Genomic DNA, 16,431 nt, shown 5'->3' with positions numbered 1-16,431 from the left:
ACGAGGTGGAGCAGCCCTCGTCCATCGCCCAGGCCCTGTCCGCCGTCGGTCCCCGACTGAAGCGGTTGCGCACCGCCCGCGGTGTCACCCTCGCCGCCCTGTCGGAGGTCACCGGAATCTCCAAGAGCACCCTCTCGCGCCTGGAGGCCGGCCAGCGCCGCCCCAGCCTGGAACTGCTGCTGCCCATCGCCCAGGCCCACCAGGTCCCGATCGACGAACTGGTCGGCGCCCCCGACGTGGGCGACCCCAGGGTCCGGCTCAAGCCGCACGCGGTGAACGGCAACACGGTGCTGCCGCTGACCCGGCAGCCGGGCCCCCTGCAGAGCTACAAGATGGTCCTCCCCGCGAGCCGCGACACCCCGGAGCTGTGCACCCACGAGGGATACGAGTGGCTGTACGTGCTCTCCGGACGGCTCCGGCTCGTGCTGGCCGACCACGACATCGTGCTGGACCCGGGCGAGGTCGCCGAGTTCGACACCCGGCTGCCGCACTGGTTCGGCAGCACGGGTCAGGGCTCGGTCGAGGTGCTCAGCCTCTTCGGACGCCAGGGCGAGCGCATGCACATCCGCGCCAGGCCGACAGGCCGAACGCCCGCCTCCGGCGACTGAGCCGGAGACGGGCGAGGAGGGGGAGGCGTCGCGGGGGCGAACGCCGGAACGACGGAGGGCCGGGCCGGAATCAGGCGGCGGGAACGGCCCCTTCGCTCCGGGAGGCCCGATGGGCCAGGAGGTCCCGCTGGGTCTCCTCGTCCACCAGGTCGTGGTTGAGCGCGAACGCGGCCGCGGCTCCCATGCCGGCCGCGGTGACGGCCTGGGCCCGCGGGTCCACCACGTTGCCGACGGCCCAGAGGCCGGGGCGACTGGTGCGCCCGGCGCGGTCGGTGACCAGCCAGCCCTGCTCGTCGCGCTCGCAGCCGAGCCCGTCGAAGGCGGAGTCGTTCGGGCTCATCTTCGGGAAGAGGAAGACGCCGGCGCAGTCGACGGTGCGCCCGTCGGTGAGCTCGACGGCGTGCAGGCGCCCGTCCTTGCTGAGCAGCGTGGCGACGGTCCCCTCGACCACCTCGACCCCGCGGGCGTCCATGCGCTCCCGCTCGTCGTCGTCGAGGGGCCGGTCGTGGGTCACGTAGACGACGTCGGGCGACCACTGCCGCAGCAGCAGCGCCTGTCCGGCGGAGGCCGGATGGACCCCGAGCACGACGATCCGCCGGTCGCGCACCTCGTAGCCGTGGCAGTAGGGGCAGAAGTGCACGTCCCCACCCCACAGCGCCCGGACGCCGGGGATCTCGGGCAGCTGGTCGTGCAGCCCGGTGGCCAGCACGACGTGCCGCGCGTCGAGCGAGGCACCGCCGTCGAGCCGTACGACGAAGCCCCCCTCGTCGCGCGCCTCGACCTGGTCGACGCGCCCCTCGATCCGCGCGGCTCCGTAGCGCGCGATCTCGGCCCGCCCGGTCTCGAGCACGGTCAGCGGCGACACTCCGTCGCGGGAGAGGAAGCTGTGCATGTGCGCCGAAGGGGCGTTGCGGGGCTCCCCGGCGTCGACGACGGCGACACTGCGCCGCGCCCGCGCGAGCACGAGCGCGGCATTGAGCCCACCCGCCCCGCCGCCTATGACGATCACGTCGTACGAGGTTCGGACACTGTTCTCCTTGTGGGCGCCGGTCATGGCGATCACCTCCGCCGCCAGGGTGCGGCCCACCCGAAACCAGAACAATCTTTGTTGCCGTTTCCGGGACACGGGGCACACGGCGTCCCCGTGCCCAGCCGGTGCCCCGGCAGGCGGCCCGGCAGGCGTTCCCGTGCGGGCCGGGCAGCCGGATCGAGCGCTGTAATTCCCGAGTAACGGCGGCTCTCTAGCGTCCGGGCTCCCCGAACCTTCCCGGAGGAGCACCCCGATGCACCTGCCACGATCGCCCCTGCGCAGATCCGCCGCCTGGACGGCGGCCGCTCTGGTCGCCGCCGCCGTGCTGACCGGCCCGCCCGCCGCGGCGGCGGGCGCCGCACCGACCGCCGCACCGACCGCCGCGGTGGACTCCGCCCTGCTGGACGCCGTCGACGAGGGCGGTGAGGCCTCGTTCTTCGTCGTACTGAAGGACCAGGCCGATCTGTCCGGCGCCAAGAGGCAGAAGACGCACGCGGCGAAGGCGAAGGCCGCCTACCAGGAGCTGCGCGCGCACGCCGCGTCCAGCCAGCGTCCGCTGACGGCCTTCCTCGACCGGGAGAAGGTCGGGCACGAGGAGTACTGGATCGCGAACGCCGTCAAGGTGCGCGGCGGCCAGGACCTCGTGAAGCGGCTCGCGAAGCGCCCGGACGTCGCCTCGATCGTCAAGGAGCAGCACTACGCGCTCGACGGCGTCGAGGCCGCCGACGGCCGGGTCACCGCGTCGCGTGCCGCCTCGTCGTCCGGCGCCGGCACCGTGGCCGCCGCCCCTGAGTGGGGCATCGCCGACATCAACGCCGATGACGTCTGGAACCAGTACGACGACCGCGGTGAGGGCATCGTCATCGCCAACGTCGACTCGGGCGTGCAGTTCGACCATCCGGATCTCGTCGCCAACTACCGCGGCAACGACGGCGACGGCACCTTCACGCACGACTACAACTGGTACGACCCGACCGGTCAGTGCGGCACCGGTGGCATCCCCTGCGACAACAACGGGCACGGCACCCACACCATGGGCACGATGGCCGGCGCGAACGGCATCGGCGTCGCGCCGAACGCCCGGTGGATCGCCGCCAAGGGCTGCGAGTCGTCCTCCTGCTCGGACGGGTCGCTCCTCGCCGCCGGCGAGTGGATCCTCGCGCCGACGGACCACAACGGCCAGAACCCGCGCCCGGACCTCGCGCCGAACATCGTCAACAACTCCTGGGGCGGCGGGAACACGACGTTCTACCAGGACATCGTCGAGGCGTGGAACGCCGCGGGCATCTTCGAAGCGTTCGCCGCCGGCAACGACGGTGACGGCACGACCTGCTCCACCACCCGCGCGCCCGGCGCGCAGGCCCCGGCCTACGGTGTGGGCGCGTACGACGCCTCCGGGAAGATCGCGAAGTTCTCCGGCTTCGGTCCTTCCCTGGTCGACGGCTCGATGAAGCCGAACGTCTCGGCTCCGGGTGTCGACATCCGCTCGACCTGGCCCGGATCGTCGTACAACACCATCAACGGTACGTCGATGGCGACGCCGCACGTCGCCGGCGCGGTCGCGCTGCTGTGGTCGGCGGCCCCGTCGCTGATCGGCGACATCGACGAGACGCGCAAGGTCCTCGACGAGGGCGCCCGCGACGTCGACGACACGCACTGCGGCGGCACCTCCGGCAGGAACAACGTCTGGGGCGAGGGCAAGCTCGACATCCTCGCCTCCGTCGAGCGGGCCCCGCACACCGCGGCGACCGTCACCGGCCGGGTCTCCGACACGGCGACCGGTGCCGCCCTGGCGAACGTCACCGTGAAGTCCACCGACGCCGCCGGTTCGGTCCGTTCGGTCACCACCGCCGCAGACGGGTCGTACCGTCTGCCGCTGCCCGCCGGCACCTACGCGTTCACGTTCACCGGCTACGGCTACGCGACCGGCTCCGCCAAGGGAGTGACGCTCGCCGACCGGCAGGCCTTCACCCAGGACATCGCGCTGACCCCGGTTCCCTCGCACCAGGTCACCGGCACCGTCCTCGACGTCGCCGGCAAGGCCCTCCCCGGCGCGACGGTCGAGCTGAACGGCTCGCCGCTCGCCGCCGTCACCACCGACGCCCAGGGCCGGTACACCTTCGCCAAGGTCGCCGAGGGCTCCTACGGCCTGACCGTGAAGCCCGCCGCGCCGGTCCTGTGCAACGGGGTCCACACCGGCACCGCCGCCGTCGGCTCCTCGGACCTCACCCAGAACGTCCGGGTCCCGAACCGCACCGACCGCTCGGGCACCGGCTGCGCCCCGGCGGCGTACTCCTGGATCGCCGGCTCCAAGAAGGTCGCGCTCACCGGTGACGAGGACTCGGCCAGGATCACCCTGCCGTTCCCGGTGAAGCACTACGGCGTCTCGTACACCTCCGCCTCGGTCACGACCGACGGCCTGCTCAACTTCCTCTCCCCGCGCGTCGGCGACTACAGCAACACCGCGCTGCCGACGACCGGCGCGAACGGCGTCAAGGGCGTCATCGCCCCGCTGTGGGACGACCTGACGCTGGACCGGAAGTCCTCCGTGCAGACCGCCACCACCGGCACCACCGGCAACCGCAGGTTCGCCGTCGTCTGGAACGACGCCGCCTACGCCGACGGCACATCGGGCCGCTCCACCTTCGAGATCGTCTTCGACGAGGCCACCGGCGCGGTGACCCTCCAGTACAAGTCGGTCGCGGACAAGGGCGCGGGCGCCACCGTCGGCATCGCCGACCAGTCCGGCGCCGACGCCCTCCAGTACGCCTACAACCAGCCCGTCCTCACCGCGGGCACCGCCGTCCGCTTCTCGCAGGGAGCCAAGTGATGAGAACCCACCTCTCGCGGCGGGGCCTTCGGCTCGCCTCCGCCCTGGTCGCGGCGGGTCTGTCCCTGAGCCTCGCCCCGCTCGCCCAGGCCGCCGACGACAGCGGCACGGCGATGCGGCTGAGCAGCACCGAGGCCGAGGCGCTGGCCGCCCACGCCGCACTCGACCCGTACGAGGGCGCGGCCGCGGACCACACGGTCGCCCCGGAGTCCGAGCGCTCCCCGGAGGCCGCGGCCGACGGCGGAGCCGGTGCGGAGCCGGGCGCCGGGCCGGCCGGCGCGTCCACGGCCGCCGTCGACCCGACCACCAAGGTCACCATGACCGCGAAGTCCACGCTGGAAGGCGTGCGCGGCATGGGCGCCACGGTGCCCCTCGGCACCAGGGGCGAGTACTTCACCTTCAACAGCATGGGGTACGTGCAGCGTCACGCCGCCGACGACGGCGAGACGTGGGCCCGCACGAGCAGCTCGTTCTTCACCGACTGGCAGGTCAAGCCGACCCAGGTCTGGCGGGTGGAGCCGTACCCGGCGCAGATCCTGATGGGCTACAACGCGGTCTCGCCGTTCTCGGCCACCTCCGACTCCGGCTACTCCACGGGTGACCTGACCGGCGACGGCACCCCCGACGTGGTGTTCTCCGCACAGGTCGGCACGAACCCCTACCCGCGCCCGTTCACCGTGCCGGGCTCGACGCTGAACACCGGCACCTTCGTCACCGTCCTCGACGGAAAGACCGGCCGGACACTGTGGTCGAAGCTGTACAACCGCGCCTCCCTGGTCAAGATCGTCGACGGCACGCTGCTGGTCGCCGACGCGCCCCGGATGAGCGGCGACCCCAAGGTGCCGGCGACCGCCACCCTGACCCTGACCGGCATCCGCTTCTCCGCCGCAGCCGACGGCACGCTGACACCCGCGCGGACGTGGACGTACGACACCGGGGAGGCCCGGCGCGCCAACTGGGGGGACATCCAGGACCTGGGCAAGGGCAGGGTCGCCGTGTCCTGGAACCTCGCCAAGGGCACCGGTGTCGCCGCCCGCGGCCGGGTCCTCGTGCTCGACACCGCGGACGGCTCGGTGACCTGGCAGACCGACAGCATGCTGTACGCCCGTCAGCTGCGGGTGGACACCGACCGCAAGCGGCTCGTCGCGATCGAGCAGGCGGACGCCACCGACGCCGTGCGCTACGAGGTCGCCGCGTACGACCTGAAGGCCGGTCTGCGCGCGACGCTGGACAGCCGCGAGAACGTGGTTCCGACCGCCCTGACCGTCGGCGACCTCGGCGCGAAGGCGGGTGCCGAGTACGCCGTCGCGGAGTCCTCGCTCGACGAGAACCTGTGGATCAACGCCAGTACCGTCCGCGTGGTCGACGGCACCGACGCGGGCGAGGTCCTGTGGTCGAGCACGGTCAAGCGGAACGCCGGCAACGGCAAGGACGGCCCCAGCGTCTGGGGTCTGCGGGTGGCCGACGGCTCCCTGATCACCTCCGCCCAGGACGACCGCGCCATGGACGACGCCGAGAACCGCGGCGGCCTGCGCTACGCCTCGCTGACCGTGTTCTCCGGCAAGGGCGCGGTGAAGTGGCAGTCGAAGGGCGTCGCCGCCGCGCCGATGTACCAGGACGTCCACACCGACGCCCGGGGCACGCACGTGCGGATCGTCGACCAGGGGCAGAACGTCCGCACCTTCAAGCTGGGCAACGGCAAGGCCGAGAGCGTCGCGCCGCTGCAGGGCGACATCGCCTACGCCAAGGGCGCCGACCTGGACAAGGACGGCGCGTCCGACCTGATCATGGGCGGTTCGTCGAACGGCGTGTGGGCCTACTCGGGCCCGTCGCTGGCCGACGGAGGCACACCGCGGAGGCTGTGGCGGGCCACCGTCCCCGGCGCGGTCCACGACATCGAGACCGGTGACGTCGACGGCGACGGCAGGACCGAGATCGTCGTCGCTGCCGACACCGCGACCGTCGTCCTCGACGGCAGGACCGGCAGGACGCTGGCCACCATCGAGGCCCCCGAGGGCCAGTTCGTCCGCTCGACGACGCTGGCCGACCTGAACGGCGACGGCGAGCTCGACCTCCTCGTGCCGACGGACGCCCTGCGCGCCTACCACGGCGACGGCCACGCCCTGTGGACGTACCGCGCCCCCGCCGACGCGGGCGACGTGCGCTTCGCCGACCCGTCGGTGAACGACGGCCGGGTGTACGCCTCGTACGCGAGCCTGGGCGCGTTCGACCTGGAAGCACCGGTGACGAACGCGGTCGCGCTGAACGCGGCCACCGGCAAGGTCCGCTGGTCCGTGGCCCCGAAGGCACCCGAGACGGCGGTCGGCGGCATCCGCACCGTCATCCCCAACGAGGGCGTCTTCGCCTCCGCGGAGATCCCGTACGCCGACGGGCACGCGGTGGTCTACCTGTGGGCCGTCACCGCGCCCATCAAGTGGGACACCGCCGCGCTCAGCCCGCAGAACTTCTTCGAGATCCGCGACGGCCGCACCGGCGAGGTGCTGCACTCCGGGCTCGCGGGCGGCCTGTGGACGCACAACAGCTACTTCGCCAAGGACGGAGCGCTGTACGAGGGCGGTACGGCGTCGTTCCGGCGCTACCGGGCGAACGGCGACGACACCACGCAGTTCGTCACACCGCAGTCGTACGGCGGCGGCTTCCTGACCGGTCCGGGCGGGCGACCGCTGCTGGGCGCCGGCGCCGAGGGCGGCCTGTACCTCTGGGACCCGAGCATCCTCGACTCCGAGGACTCCTGGGCCCCGTCCGTGGGCAGCATCGGCGCCCTCGCCGGCGCCCGCAACCACTTCGCGGGCGACCTCGACGGCGACGGTGTCGACGAGGTGCTCACCCTCAACAGCGACGACCACGGACGGGACCGTGCGGCCGCCCTGTTCGGCGGCGGGTACTTCGTCACCGACAACGGCATCCACCAGGTCACCACGTACAAGCTCTCCTGAGCTCCCGCCGACGTGACCGGCTGATCCCAGGGCCCCCGGGTACACCGCCCGGGGGCCCTCGGGTACTCCGCCCGGGGGCCCCGGTACTCCACCCGGGGCCCTCGGCATGCTCGGTTACAGTGGCGCCCTCATGAGCGGACGACAGGCCAACCGGACGGAACCTTCCGCTCCACTGCTTCGGCTGCACCTTTTCGGCGGGTTTCGCGCCACCCGCGACCACGGCCCCGCGCTCGCCGAACGCTGGCCGAGGCCCGGCGCCCGCGCCCTGGTCAAACTGCTCGCCGTCACCCCCGGCCACCGCCTCCACCGGGACCAGGCCGTGGACGTCTGCTGGCCCGACGCCGATCCGCAGGCCGCACTGCGCAGCCTCCGCGTCGCCCTGCACGCCGCGCGCCACGCCCTCGAACCGGAACTGGCCCCGCGCGCCGCCTCCTCCTACCTGGTGTCCGACGGCTCACTGCTGCTGCTCGACCCGGCGACCGTGTGGATCGACACCGACCACGCGGAGGAGACGGCACTGGCCGCGCTGGCCGGCGGGGACGCCGCCGCGCTCGCCGACGCGGCGGGGCGGTTCACCGGCGAGCTGCTCCCCGAGGACCGGTACGCGCCGTGGGCCGCGAGCCGCCGGGACCGGCTCTCCGGGCTCAGGGAACGGGTCCTGCTCGCGCTCGCCACGGCCCAGCTCGCGGCCGACGCGCACCCGGCGGCGGCCGCCACGGTCGAGCAGATCCTCACGGCGAACCCGGCCGAGGAGGCCGCCCACCGGATCCTGATGGAATCGTTCCTGCGCCGGGGCCTGCGGCGGCTCGCGGTACGCCAGTACCACCTGTGCCGGGAGGCCCTCGACGCCGAACTGGGGGTGCGGCCGGGGCCCGAGACGGAGCGGCTGCACCGGACGGCGCTCACCGACACCCCCGCGCCCGCGCTGTCCCCACCGTCGCTGCCGGTGGCGCTGCGGACCCCGGCCGCCGCGCCGCTGCGCGGCCGCGACGAGGTGCTCGCCCGGCTGCTCGGCGCCGGCGGGCCACCGGTGACGCTGCTCACCGGCGAGGCGGGCGTCGGCAAGACCAGCCTGGCCCGCGAGGCGGCACGTCGGGCCGCGCGCTCCGGAACGGCCGTGCTGTGGGGCGGCGGACACGACGCCGAGGGGCACACCCCGTACGGCGCGTTCGCCGAGGCACTGGACGGCTGGCTGGCCGAGTGGGACGCGGCGGAACGCGCCCGGGTGGGCGCCGACCATCCCGAACTGGCCGCGTTCCTGCCGTCGCTGGGGCGGGTACGGGCCGACGGCGAGCGCAGCCCCGAGGAGGAGCGGGACCGGCTCTTCCGGGCCGGCGCGGCCCTGCTCGGCGACCTGGCCGCGGGGCGCCCGGTGCTGGTGGTCCTGGACGATCTGCACGCGGCCGACACCGGCTCGTACCAGCTGCTCGGCCATCTGGCCCGGCGGGCCGCGGAGCGCCGGACGGCGCTGCGGTTCCTGGTGACGTACCGGGAGGAGGAGCTCCCCGAAGGCGACCCGCGCCGCTCGGTCATGGCCTCGCTGACGCGCCAGCGCCTCGCCGTACGCGAGGAGTTGGGGCGCCTCGACAAGGAGGCGTGTCTGGCGGTGGTGCGCGACGCGGCCGTGGACGCGTGGCGCGGCGTCGCAGGCGACGCGACGGTGGACGGGGAACGCGACGCGACGGTGGCAGGGGGGCGCGACGCGGCAGCCGACGCGGCCGTGGACGCGGCGGACGAGGAACGGGCCCGCCGGGTGTGGGAGCTCTCGCTCGGCAACCCGCTGTTCGCCCTGGAGCTCGCCCGCGGCCTGCCGGACGAGCCCTCTGACAACGTTGCCCCCGAAGGGGTGCGCGAGCTGGTGGCCGACCGGCTCCTGCGGCTCGACACGGACACGCGCCGCGTCGTCGAGGCGCTCTCGGCGGCCGGCGGGGAGGCGGCGCTGACCGAACTCCTCGACGTGGCCGCACACGGGCTGCACCCGCCGGTGTCCGGCGCGGCGGCGGCCGACGCCCTGGAACGCGCCATCGCCGCCTCCCTCGTCGACGAACGGCAGGTGGTGGTGGCCGGACGGCCCGAGGCGGGGGTGGCCTTCCGGCACCCGCTGGTCCGCCTCACCTGCTACGAGCAGCTGTCCGCGGTCCGCCGCCGCGGGCTGCACGCCGCGTTCGCCCAGGCGGTCCTGCGCCGTCGCCCCGACGCCGTCGACGCGCTCGCCTCGCACTTCGCCCGTGCCGACGACGCGCGCGCGGCCGCCTACCTGCGCCGCGCCGCCGAACGCGCCGCCGCGCTGTACGCGAACGACACCGCCGACCGCTACTACCGCGACCTCGTCGCCCGGCTCGACGTCGACGCCGCCCGCGCCCGGCTCGCGCACAGCCATGTCCTGCGCAGAATGGGCCACTTCGAGGAGGCCGCGGAGGCGCTCCGGCTCGCCCTGGCCGAGTTCGAGCGGCGCGGCGACCACGACGACGCAGTGCTCGCCGCCGCCCTGCTCGCCGAAGCCCTCGCCAAGACACGCGCCCCCGGTTCCGGCCGCCGCATGCTGCGCGCGCACCCGGTGACCGCGGACACCGCGCCGGAACCGGCCGCCGGCCACTTCCTCGCCCTGGCCGTGGTCCGCTGCGTCCAGGGCCGGTACGCGGCGGGAGCCGAGGCCGCGCGGCACGCCCTCACGGCCGCCCGCGAGGTGCCGGGGACCCGCGGACAGGGGCTGACGGCCCGCGCCTTCGCACTGCAGGCCGCCAGCCTGGGGCTCGCCGGCCGCCTCGACCAGGCGCGCGCGGCGGGCGACCAGGCGCTGGCACCGGCCGAGGCCTACGGGGACCCGACGCTGCTCGGCTCGGTCCTCTCGACCCTGCGCGAGAACGCGCGGAGGGCCGGCCGGCTGCGCGAGGCCGTCCGCATCGGGACCCGGGCACTCGCCCTCGCCGAGCAGTCGGGGGATCCCGTCGCCGCCGCCTTCGAGCTGGCCAACCTCGCCGAGCTGCGCCTGCTGCTCGAAGAACCCGAACCGGCCAGGACCCTGGCCGAGCGGGCCGTGTCGGGCGCCGAGGCGTACGACGCCTGGTGCCTCCCGCACGCCCTCGCGACGATGGCGCGCGTACGGGTCGTCCTGGGCGAGACCGAGCAGGCGGCGGCCTGCGTGGACCGCGCGGAAGAGGTCGCCACCGCGCTCGGGGACCGGCAGGCGGAGCACGAGGCGCGCACCGCGCGCGTCGAACTGGCGCTCTCCGCGCGCCGCCCGGACGACGCGCTGCGCGCCCTGGACGGACACGCGGACGACGCCCCGGTCCTGGCGGCCTGGGCGGAACTCCTGTCGGGACGGCCCGGCACCGCGCAGCGGCTCGCGCGGGCCGAGGTGGCACGCGCCGAGCGGACCGGGGAACGCCTCGCCGAGGTGGAGGCGCGGATCGCCCTCGGAACGTCCCTCACCCTGCTCGGGCGGACGCCGGAGGGCGCGAGCGAACTGGCCGGGGCCGAGTCGTCGGCGGACTCCCTGCCGTACCCGGCGGGCACCCGCCGGGCGTCGTGGGCCAGAGACCTGCTGAACGACCCGCCGAGGCACTGAGCGCCGTCGCGACCCCGGCGGTCAGAGGGAGGCGGAAGCCCTGTCCGTGACCTCGAAGGCCAGACACACGACCGGGGTGTCGCTCTCCACCGGGTTTCCCTCATCGCTCCAGAAACGCCGGTGCACGGCCCGCCACGCGTCGAGATCGGCATCGCCCTCGCCCTCGGCCGCGGCGTGCTCCCACGTCACCTCGCCGAAGGACGTCACCTCGACACCGGTGATCTCCAGAGTCGCGACGGCCAGGCCCTGGTTGTCCAGCAGAGCCAGCCGCTCACCGACGTGCTCCAGACTCTCGTCCTCCGCGGCGTACTCACCGAGCAGCCCGGTCGTGGCCCGCTTGACCCCCGCCAGAACGAGCGCGTTCAACTCGTCCCTCATGCCCCCGGGAGCCCCCAGCTCCATGGCCCGCATCCCGTCGACCCGCGGCCACATCGTCCCCACCTCACACCCGAAACACTCGAAACACTCGAACCTGCCGAACCCCGAGCAGCCTAGGCGCTGCGGCTCGCCAAGTGAACCGACGCCAGGGGCGATTCGGGACGGACCAACCTGCGGCTATCGCCACCCCGGTGTCCCGGCCTGAGCGTGCGGGTGAGCGCTCAGGCCTGGAGGCCCAACTCCCGCGCGATCAGCATGCGCTGGACCTCGCTGGTGCCCTCGCCGATCTCCAGGATCTTGGAGTCGCGCCACATCCGGGCCACCGGGTACTCGTTCATGAAGCCGTAGCCGCCGTGGATCTGGGTCGCCTCACGCGCGTTGTCCACGGCCACCGTCGAGGAGTACAGCTTCGCGATCGCCGCCTCCTTCTTGAACGTCTCGCCGAGCACCAGCCGCGAGGCCGCGTCCCGCCAGCCGATCCGCGCCATGTGCGCCCGCATCTCCATGTCGGCGATCTTGAACTGGATGGCCTGGTTGTCACCGATCGGCCGGCCGAAGGCGTGACGTTCCTTCGCGTACTTCACCGACTCGTCGACACAGCCCTGCGCCAGACCCGTCGCCAGCGCCGCGATCGCCACCCGGCCCTCGTCCAGGATCCGCAGGAACTGCGCGTACCCGCGGCCCTCCTCGCCCAGCAGGTTCTCCACCGGGACCCGCACGTCGTCGAACGACAGCTCACGCGTGTCCGACGCGTTCCAGCCCACCTTCGAATACGGCGCGGCCACAGTGAACCCGGGAGTCCCGGACGGCACGATGATCGACGAGATCAGCGGCCGGCCGTCCGGCTTGCGGCCCGTCACCGCCGTGACCGTCACCAGACCCGTGATGTCCGTACCGGAGTTGGTGATGAAACACTTCGAACCGTTGATCACCCAGTGGTCGCCGTCCCGCACCGCCGTCGTCCGCGTGCCGCCCGCGTCCGAACCGGCACCCGGCTCCGTCAGACCGAACGCACCCAGCACCTCACCCGCGCACAACCTCGGCAGCCACTCCCGCTTCTGCTCATCCGTACCGAAGAGGTAGACCGGCATCGCACCGAGCGACACCCCCGCCTCCAGCGTGATCGCCACCGAGGAGTCCACCCGGGCCAGCTCCTCCAGCGCGATCCCGAGCGCCAGATAGTCACCGCCCATACCGCCGTACTCCTCGGGGAACGGCAGCCCGAACAGGCCCATACGGCCCATCTCACGGACGATCTCGTACGGGAACTCGTGCCGCTCGTAATAGTCGCCGATCTTCGGCGCCACGACATCGTGCGCGAACGCCTCGACGGTACGGCGGAGTTCCTCGTGCTCGGGGGTGAGGCGATGGTCCATGGTCTTCGGCGGTCCTTAGGTGGGTGGGTGATGTCGTCACGGATCGCGGAACGGCCGCGCACCGGCTTCTACAGGCTCAACAGGAGGGTGTCGGGGTCCTCCACGAGCGCGCCCAGCGCGGTGAGGAAGGCCGCGGCCTCTGCGCCGTCGCACACCCGGTGGTCGAACGCGCAGGTGAGCTTCGCGGTGGGCCGTACGACGAGCCGGTCGCCGTCCACGACGTGCGGGCGGGGGCGGATGGACCCCACGCCGAGGATCGCCGCCTCGGGGTGGTTGACGACCGGCACGCCCTCGTCCAGGCCCAGCGCGCCGAAGTTGGAGACCGTGAAGGTGGAGCCGGTCAGCTCGCGGGGCGTGAGCGCGCCCGTGCGCGCCCCGTCCGCCAGCCGCGCCAGCTCTCGGGCGAGCCGCACGGTCGACAGGTCCTGGGCGTCGCGCACCACGGGCACGACCAGGCCGCGCGGTGTGGCCGTGCCGATGCCCAGGTGCACCGCGTCGTACGTACGGACCTCGGGGCCGTCCTGGACGTACGTGGCGTTGAGCCTGGGGTGTTCGCGCAGGGTCAGCGTCAGGAGCCTCAGCAGGAGGGCGAAGGGCGTGGCGGCGCTCTCGGCTTCCCGCGCGCGCAGCCTGTCGCGCAGGGCGAGCAGGCGGGAGAAGTCGACGGTGAGGGAGCAGTGGGCGTCCGGGATCTCCCGGCGTGCCCGCTCCATGTGCGCCGCCGTGCGTGCCCGGATGCCGCGCACGGGGATCGAACGGGTCCCGGATGCGCTCCCGCCGTCCCCGGCGGCCCCCGCCGCGAGCGAAGCCGCCGCCGCGTGGACGTCCGTGCGGGTGATGGTGCCCTCCGGACCCGAGCCGGCGCCCAGCGCCGCCAGGTCCACCCCGAGCGTGCGGGCGAGATGCCGTACGGGCGGCTTGGCGCGGGGGCGCCCCGTGTCGGTCGGCGCGGCGGACGGCGTACGGCGGGGAGCGGGGCGTCTGCGGACCGCGCGCCGGCCGGTGTCCGCCCCCGCGCCCACCCCCGCGCCCGTGCCGTATCCGACGAGCACCGGTCCCGAGTCTGCGCCGGTCCGGTCGGCGCCGGTCCGGTCGGCGCCGGTCCGGTCGGCGCCCTGCGCGTCGACGGCCGTGCCGGGCACGGCGCCCGCCGCCGCGGCCGGGCTCGCCCCCGGGTCCCGGTGCGCGGCCGGGTCCGGGGGCCCGGCCGGATCCCGGTGCACGGCCGGGTTCACGCCCGGGACCGGGCCCTCGGCGATGCCCGGCGCCCTTCCGGTGGCCGTCGGCGCCCCGGTGTCGACGAGGATCAGCGGGGTGCCCACCGGCAGGGTCTCGCCCGGCTCGCCGCGCCGTTCCACGACGGTCCCGGCGTACGGGGACGGGATCTCCACCTCCGCCTTGGCCGTCTCCAGGACGCACAGCGGCTGGTTGACGGCGACGGTGTCCCCCGGCGCCACCAGCCAGGCGACGACGGTCGCGTCGAGCAGCCCCTCGCCCAGGTCGGGTACGAGGAACTCCCGGATCGTGCGGTCCACGGCGTCAGTCATGGCTGTACCCGAAGGACCGGTCGATGCCGTCGAGCAGCCGGTCGACGCCCGGAAGCCATGCCTTCTCCCATCGTGCGGGCGGGTACGGGGTGTCGAATCCGGTGACCCGCAGCACGGGGGCCTCCAGGTCCCAGAACAGTTCCTCCTGCACCCTGGCCGCGATCTCCGCTCCCAGTCCCAGGGTGCGCGGGCCCTCGTGCAGGACGACGCAGCGCCCGGTGCGGGACACCGAGGCGGCGATCGTCGGGAAGTCGAGGGGGGCCAGGGAGCGCAGGTCGACCACTTCCAGCTCCCAGCCGTGCTCGCGCCGGGCGGTCTCCGCGGCCTCCAGCGCGGTGCCGACGGTGCCGCCGTACGCGACCACCGTGACGTCCGTACCGCTGCGGCGGACCAGCGCCCGCTCCAGGCCCGCCGCCGGCACCTCGGCCGTCTCGTCACCGCTCTGCCAGTAGCGCCGCTTGGGCTCCAGGAAGATCACCGGGTCGTCGCAGTCGATGGACTGCCGGAGCAGGACGTGGGCGTCCGCGGCCGTCGCGGGCGTCACCACCCGCAGTCCCGCCGTGTGCGCCCAGAACGTCTCGGTGGACTCCGAGTGGTGCTCGACCGCGCCGATGCCGCCGAAGGACGGGACGCGCAGGGTCACCGGCACCGAGAGCGCGCCGCGGGTGCGGTTGCGGTACTTGGCCAGGTGGCTGACGATCTGGTCCAGCGCGGGATAGGTGAACCCGTCGAACTGGATCTCGGGCACGGGGCGCAGTCCCCGCATCGCCATGCCCAGGGCCACTCCGACGATCGCCGACTCGGCGAGCGGTGTGTCGAAGCAGCGCTGGGGGCCGAACCGCTCGGCGAGGCCCTCGGTCACCCGGAAGACCCCGCCCTGGCGGGCCACGTCCTGGCCGAAGACGACGACGCGCTCGTCCTCGGCCATGGCCTCGCGCAGCGCCGTGTTGATCGCTTCCACCATGGTCGCCGCCACGGTCACTCCTTCCGGGACAGTTCGGCGAGCAGCTGTCCTGACTGCTCGAGCAGGTCCTTCGTCGGCTCGCGCAGTACGTGGGCGAACAACTCGGTGGGCGGCACGTCGGGGGCGTCGAACACGCCGTCCCGCAGTTCGGCGCACATCCGGGCCGCCCTGTCCCGCGCACGGTCCTCGGCCTCCTCGTGCCACAGGCCCCGGTGGGCGAGGTAGCGCCGGTAGCGGGGTATCGGGTCGAGGCGCTCCCAGTGGTCGACCTCGTCCTGGGTGCGGTACCGCGTCGGGTCGTCGGAGGTGGTGTGCGGAGCGAGCCGGTAGGTGACCGCCTCGATGAGGGTCGGTCCGCCGCCCGCCCTCGCCCGGGCGGCGGCCTGTTCGGTCACCGCCCGGCAGGCGAGGACGTCGTTTCCGTCGACCCTGATGCCCGGCATGCCGTAACCGACGGCCTTGTGCGCGAGGGAGGGCGCCCGTGTCTGCTCGGAGAGGGGCACGGAGATCGCCCACTGGTTGTTCTGGATGTAGAACACACACGGCGCCGCCTTCACGGCGGCGAAGTTCAGCGCCTCGTGCACGTCCCCCTCGCTCGTCGCGCCGTCCCCGATGAAGGCGACGGTCAGGGAGTCCTCGCCGAGCCTGGGCGCCGCCATGGCCGCGCCGACGGCGTGCAGGGCGTGCGTGCCGATGGGGATGGACATCGCCGCGCAGGCGTGCTCGGGGAAGCCCCAGCCGCCGTGCCAGGTCCCGCGCCACACCGCGCCGACCGCGGAGGCGGGAATCCCGCGCATCAGGAACAGGCCGAGCTCGCGGTACTGGGGGAAGAGCCAGTCGTCGTGGCGCAGGGCGGCGGCGCAGCCGACCTGGGCCGCTTCCTGGCCCCTGCACGAGGGGTACAGGGCCAGCTGGCCCTGCCGCTGGAGGTTGACGAACTCCGCGTCCACGGCGCGGGTGACGACCATCCATTCGTACAGTTCGGTCAGTTCCTCGGACGACAGCGTGACGTCGAACCGCGGGTGGTCGACCGGCAGGCCCTCGGGGGTGATGAGGGCGACCGGCCGCGGGTCGAGGTCGTCCGGCTGACGGGACAGGTCCATGACGTGCTCCTACGAAGAGTGCGGAGACGGGCGCTCCCCGCGGGTGGGCGCGCGTGCGCCCACCCGCGGG

Annotated in this window: 10 protein-coding genes; 4 read left to right on the top strand and 6 right to left on the bottom strand. The window is 73.9% G+C overall.

The annotated features are described in order from the left end of the window. The first annotated feature begins 5 nt into the window (after positions 1 to 5). A complete protein-coding gene (locus AMK27_RS14190) occupies positions 6 to 608 on the top strand; it encodes a helix-turn-helix domain-containing protein (RefSeq protein ID WP_055603314.1) in 603 nt (200 codons plus the stop codon). Positions 609 to 678: 70 nt separating this feature from the next. Here the strand turns inward: AMK27_RS14190 and AMK27_RS14185 are convergent, their stop codons facing one another. Continuing rightward, positions 679 to 1,662: an NAD(P)/FAD-dependent oxidoreductase gene (locus tag AMK27_RS14185; protein ID WP_073907518.1), complete on the bottom strand. Its 984-nt coding sequence runs from the start codon at positions 1,660 to 1,662 to the stop codon at positions 679 to 681. A 229-nt stretch (positions 1,663 to 1,891) separates the two neighbouring features. Between AMK27_RS14185 and AMK27_RS14180 the strand changes: the two genes are divergently transcribed. The 3 genes from AMK27_RS14180 to AMK27_RS14170 all read left to right on the top strand — a co-directional run bounded on the left by AMK27_RS14180 (position 1,892) and on the right by AMK27_RS14170 (position 10,993). Continuing rightward, the gene (locus tag AMK27_RS14180; protein ID WP_073906479.1) at positions 1,892 to 4,468 is read left to right on the top strand and encodes a S8 family serine peptidase; all 2,577 of its coding nucleotides are present in this window, start codon (positions 1,892 to 1,894) and stop codon (positions 4,466 to 4,468) included. Continuing rightward, complete coding sequence (locus tag AMK27_RS14175) at positions 4,468 to 7,425, top strand: FG-GAP-like repeat-containing protein (protein ID WP_073906477.1); 2,958 nt, start codon at positions 4,468 to 4,470, stop codon at positions 7,423 to 7,425. Before AMK27_RS14180 ends, AMK27_RS14175 begins: the two co-directional genes overlap by 1 nt. Before the next feature lie 130 nt (positions 7,426 to 7,555). Then, on the top strand, positions 7,556 to 10,993 hold the full coding sequence (locus tag AMK27_RS14170) for an ATP-binding protein (protein ID WP_073907517.1): 3,438 nt from the start codon (positions 7,556 to 7,558) through the stop codon (positions 10,991 to 10,993). A gap of 21 nt (positions 10,994 to 11,014) precedes the next feature. On the opposite strand, the gene AMK27_RS14165 is transcribed toward AMK27_RS14170, so the two are convergent. The 5 genes from AMK27_RS14165 to pdhA all read right to left on the bottom strand — a co-directional run bounded on the left by AMK27_RS14165 (position 11,015) and on the right by pdhA (position 16,361). Next, a complete protein-coding gene (locus AMK27_RS14165) occupies positions 11,015 to 11,425 on the bottom strand; it encodes an ASCH domain-containing protein (RefSeq protein ID WP_073906476.1) in 411 nt (136 codons plus the stop codon). A gap of 167 nt (positions 11,426 to 11,592) precedes the next feature. Continuing rightward, on the bottom strand, positions 11,593 to 12,747 hold the full coding sequence (locus AMK27_RS14160; protein ID WP_073906474.1) for an acyl-CoA dehydrogenase family protein: 1,155 nt from the start codon (positions 12,745 to 12,747) through the stop codon (positions 11,593 to 11,595). A 68-nt stretch (positions 12,748 to 12,815) separates the two neighbouring features. After that, positions 12,816 to 14,294, bottom strand: coding sequence for a dihydrolipoamide acetyltransferase family protein (locus AMK27_RS14155; RefSeq protein ID WP_073906472.1), 1,479 nt, complete (start codon positions 14,292 to 14,294; stop codon positions 12,816 to 12,818). Beyond that, positions 14,287 to 15,258: an alpha-ketoacid dehydrogenase subunit beta gene (locus AMK27_RS14150; RefSeq protein ID WP_073907514.1), complete on the bottom strand. Its 972-nt coding sequence runs from the start codon at positions 15,256 to 15,258 to the stop codon at positions 14,287 to 14,289. The genes AMK27_RS14155 and AMK27_RS14150 overlap by 8 nt, the downstream gene beginning before the upstream one ends. 14 nt (positions 15,259 to 15,272) lie before the next feature. After that, positions 15,273 to 16,361 carry a pyruvate dehydrogenase (acetyl-transferring) E1 component subunit alpha gene (gene pdhA / locus AMK27_RS14145; protein ID WP_073906470.1) on the bottom strand — a complete coding sequence of 363 codons (1,089 nt, stop codon included), beginning with the start codon at positions 16,359 to 16,361 and terminating at the stop codon, positions 15,273 to 15,275. Positions 16,362 to 16,431: the final 70 nt, after the last annotated feature.

Source organism: Streptomyces sp. CB02009 (assembly GCF_001905825.1).
In the GTDB taxonomy this organism is placed as follows: Bacteria; Actinomycetota; Actinomycetes; order Streptomycetales; family Streptomycetaceae; genus Streptomyces.
The sequence above is the reverse complement of the archived record's forward strand: the minus strand, read 5'-3'. Positions and strand labels throughout refer to the sequence as shown.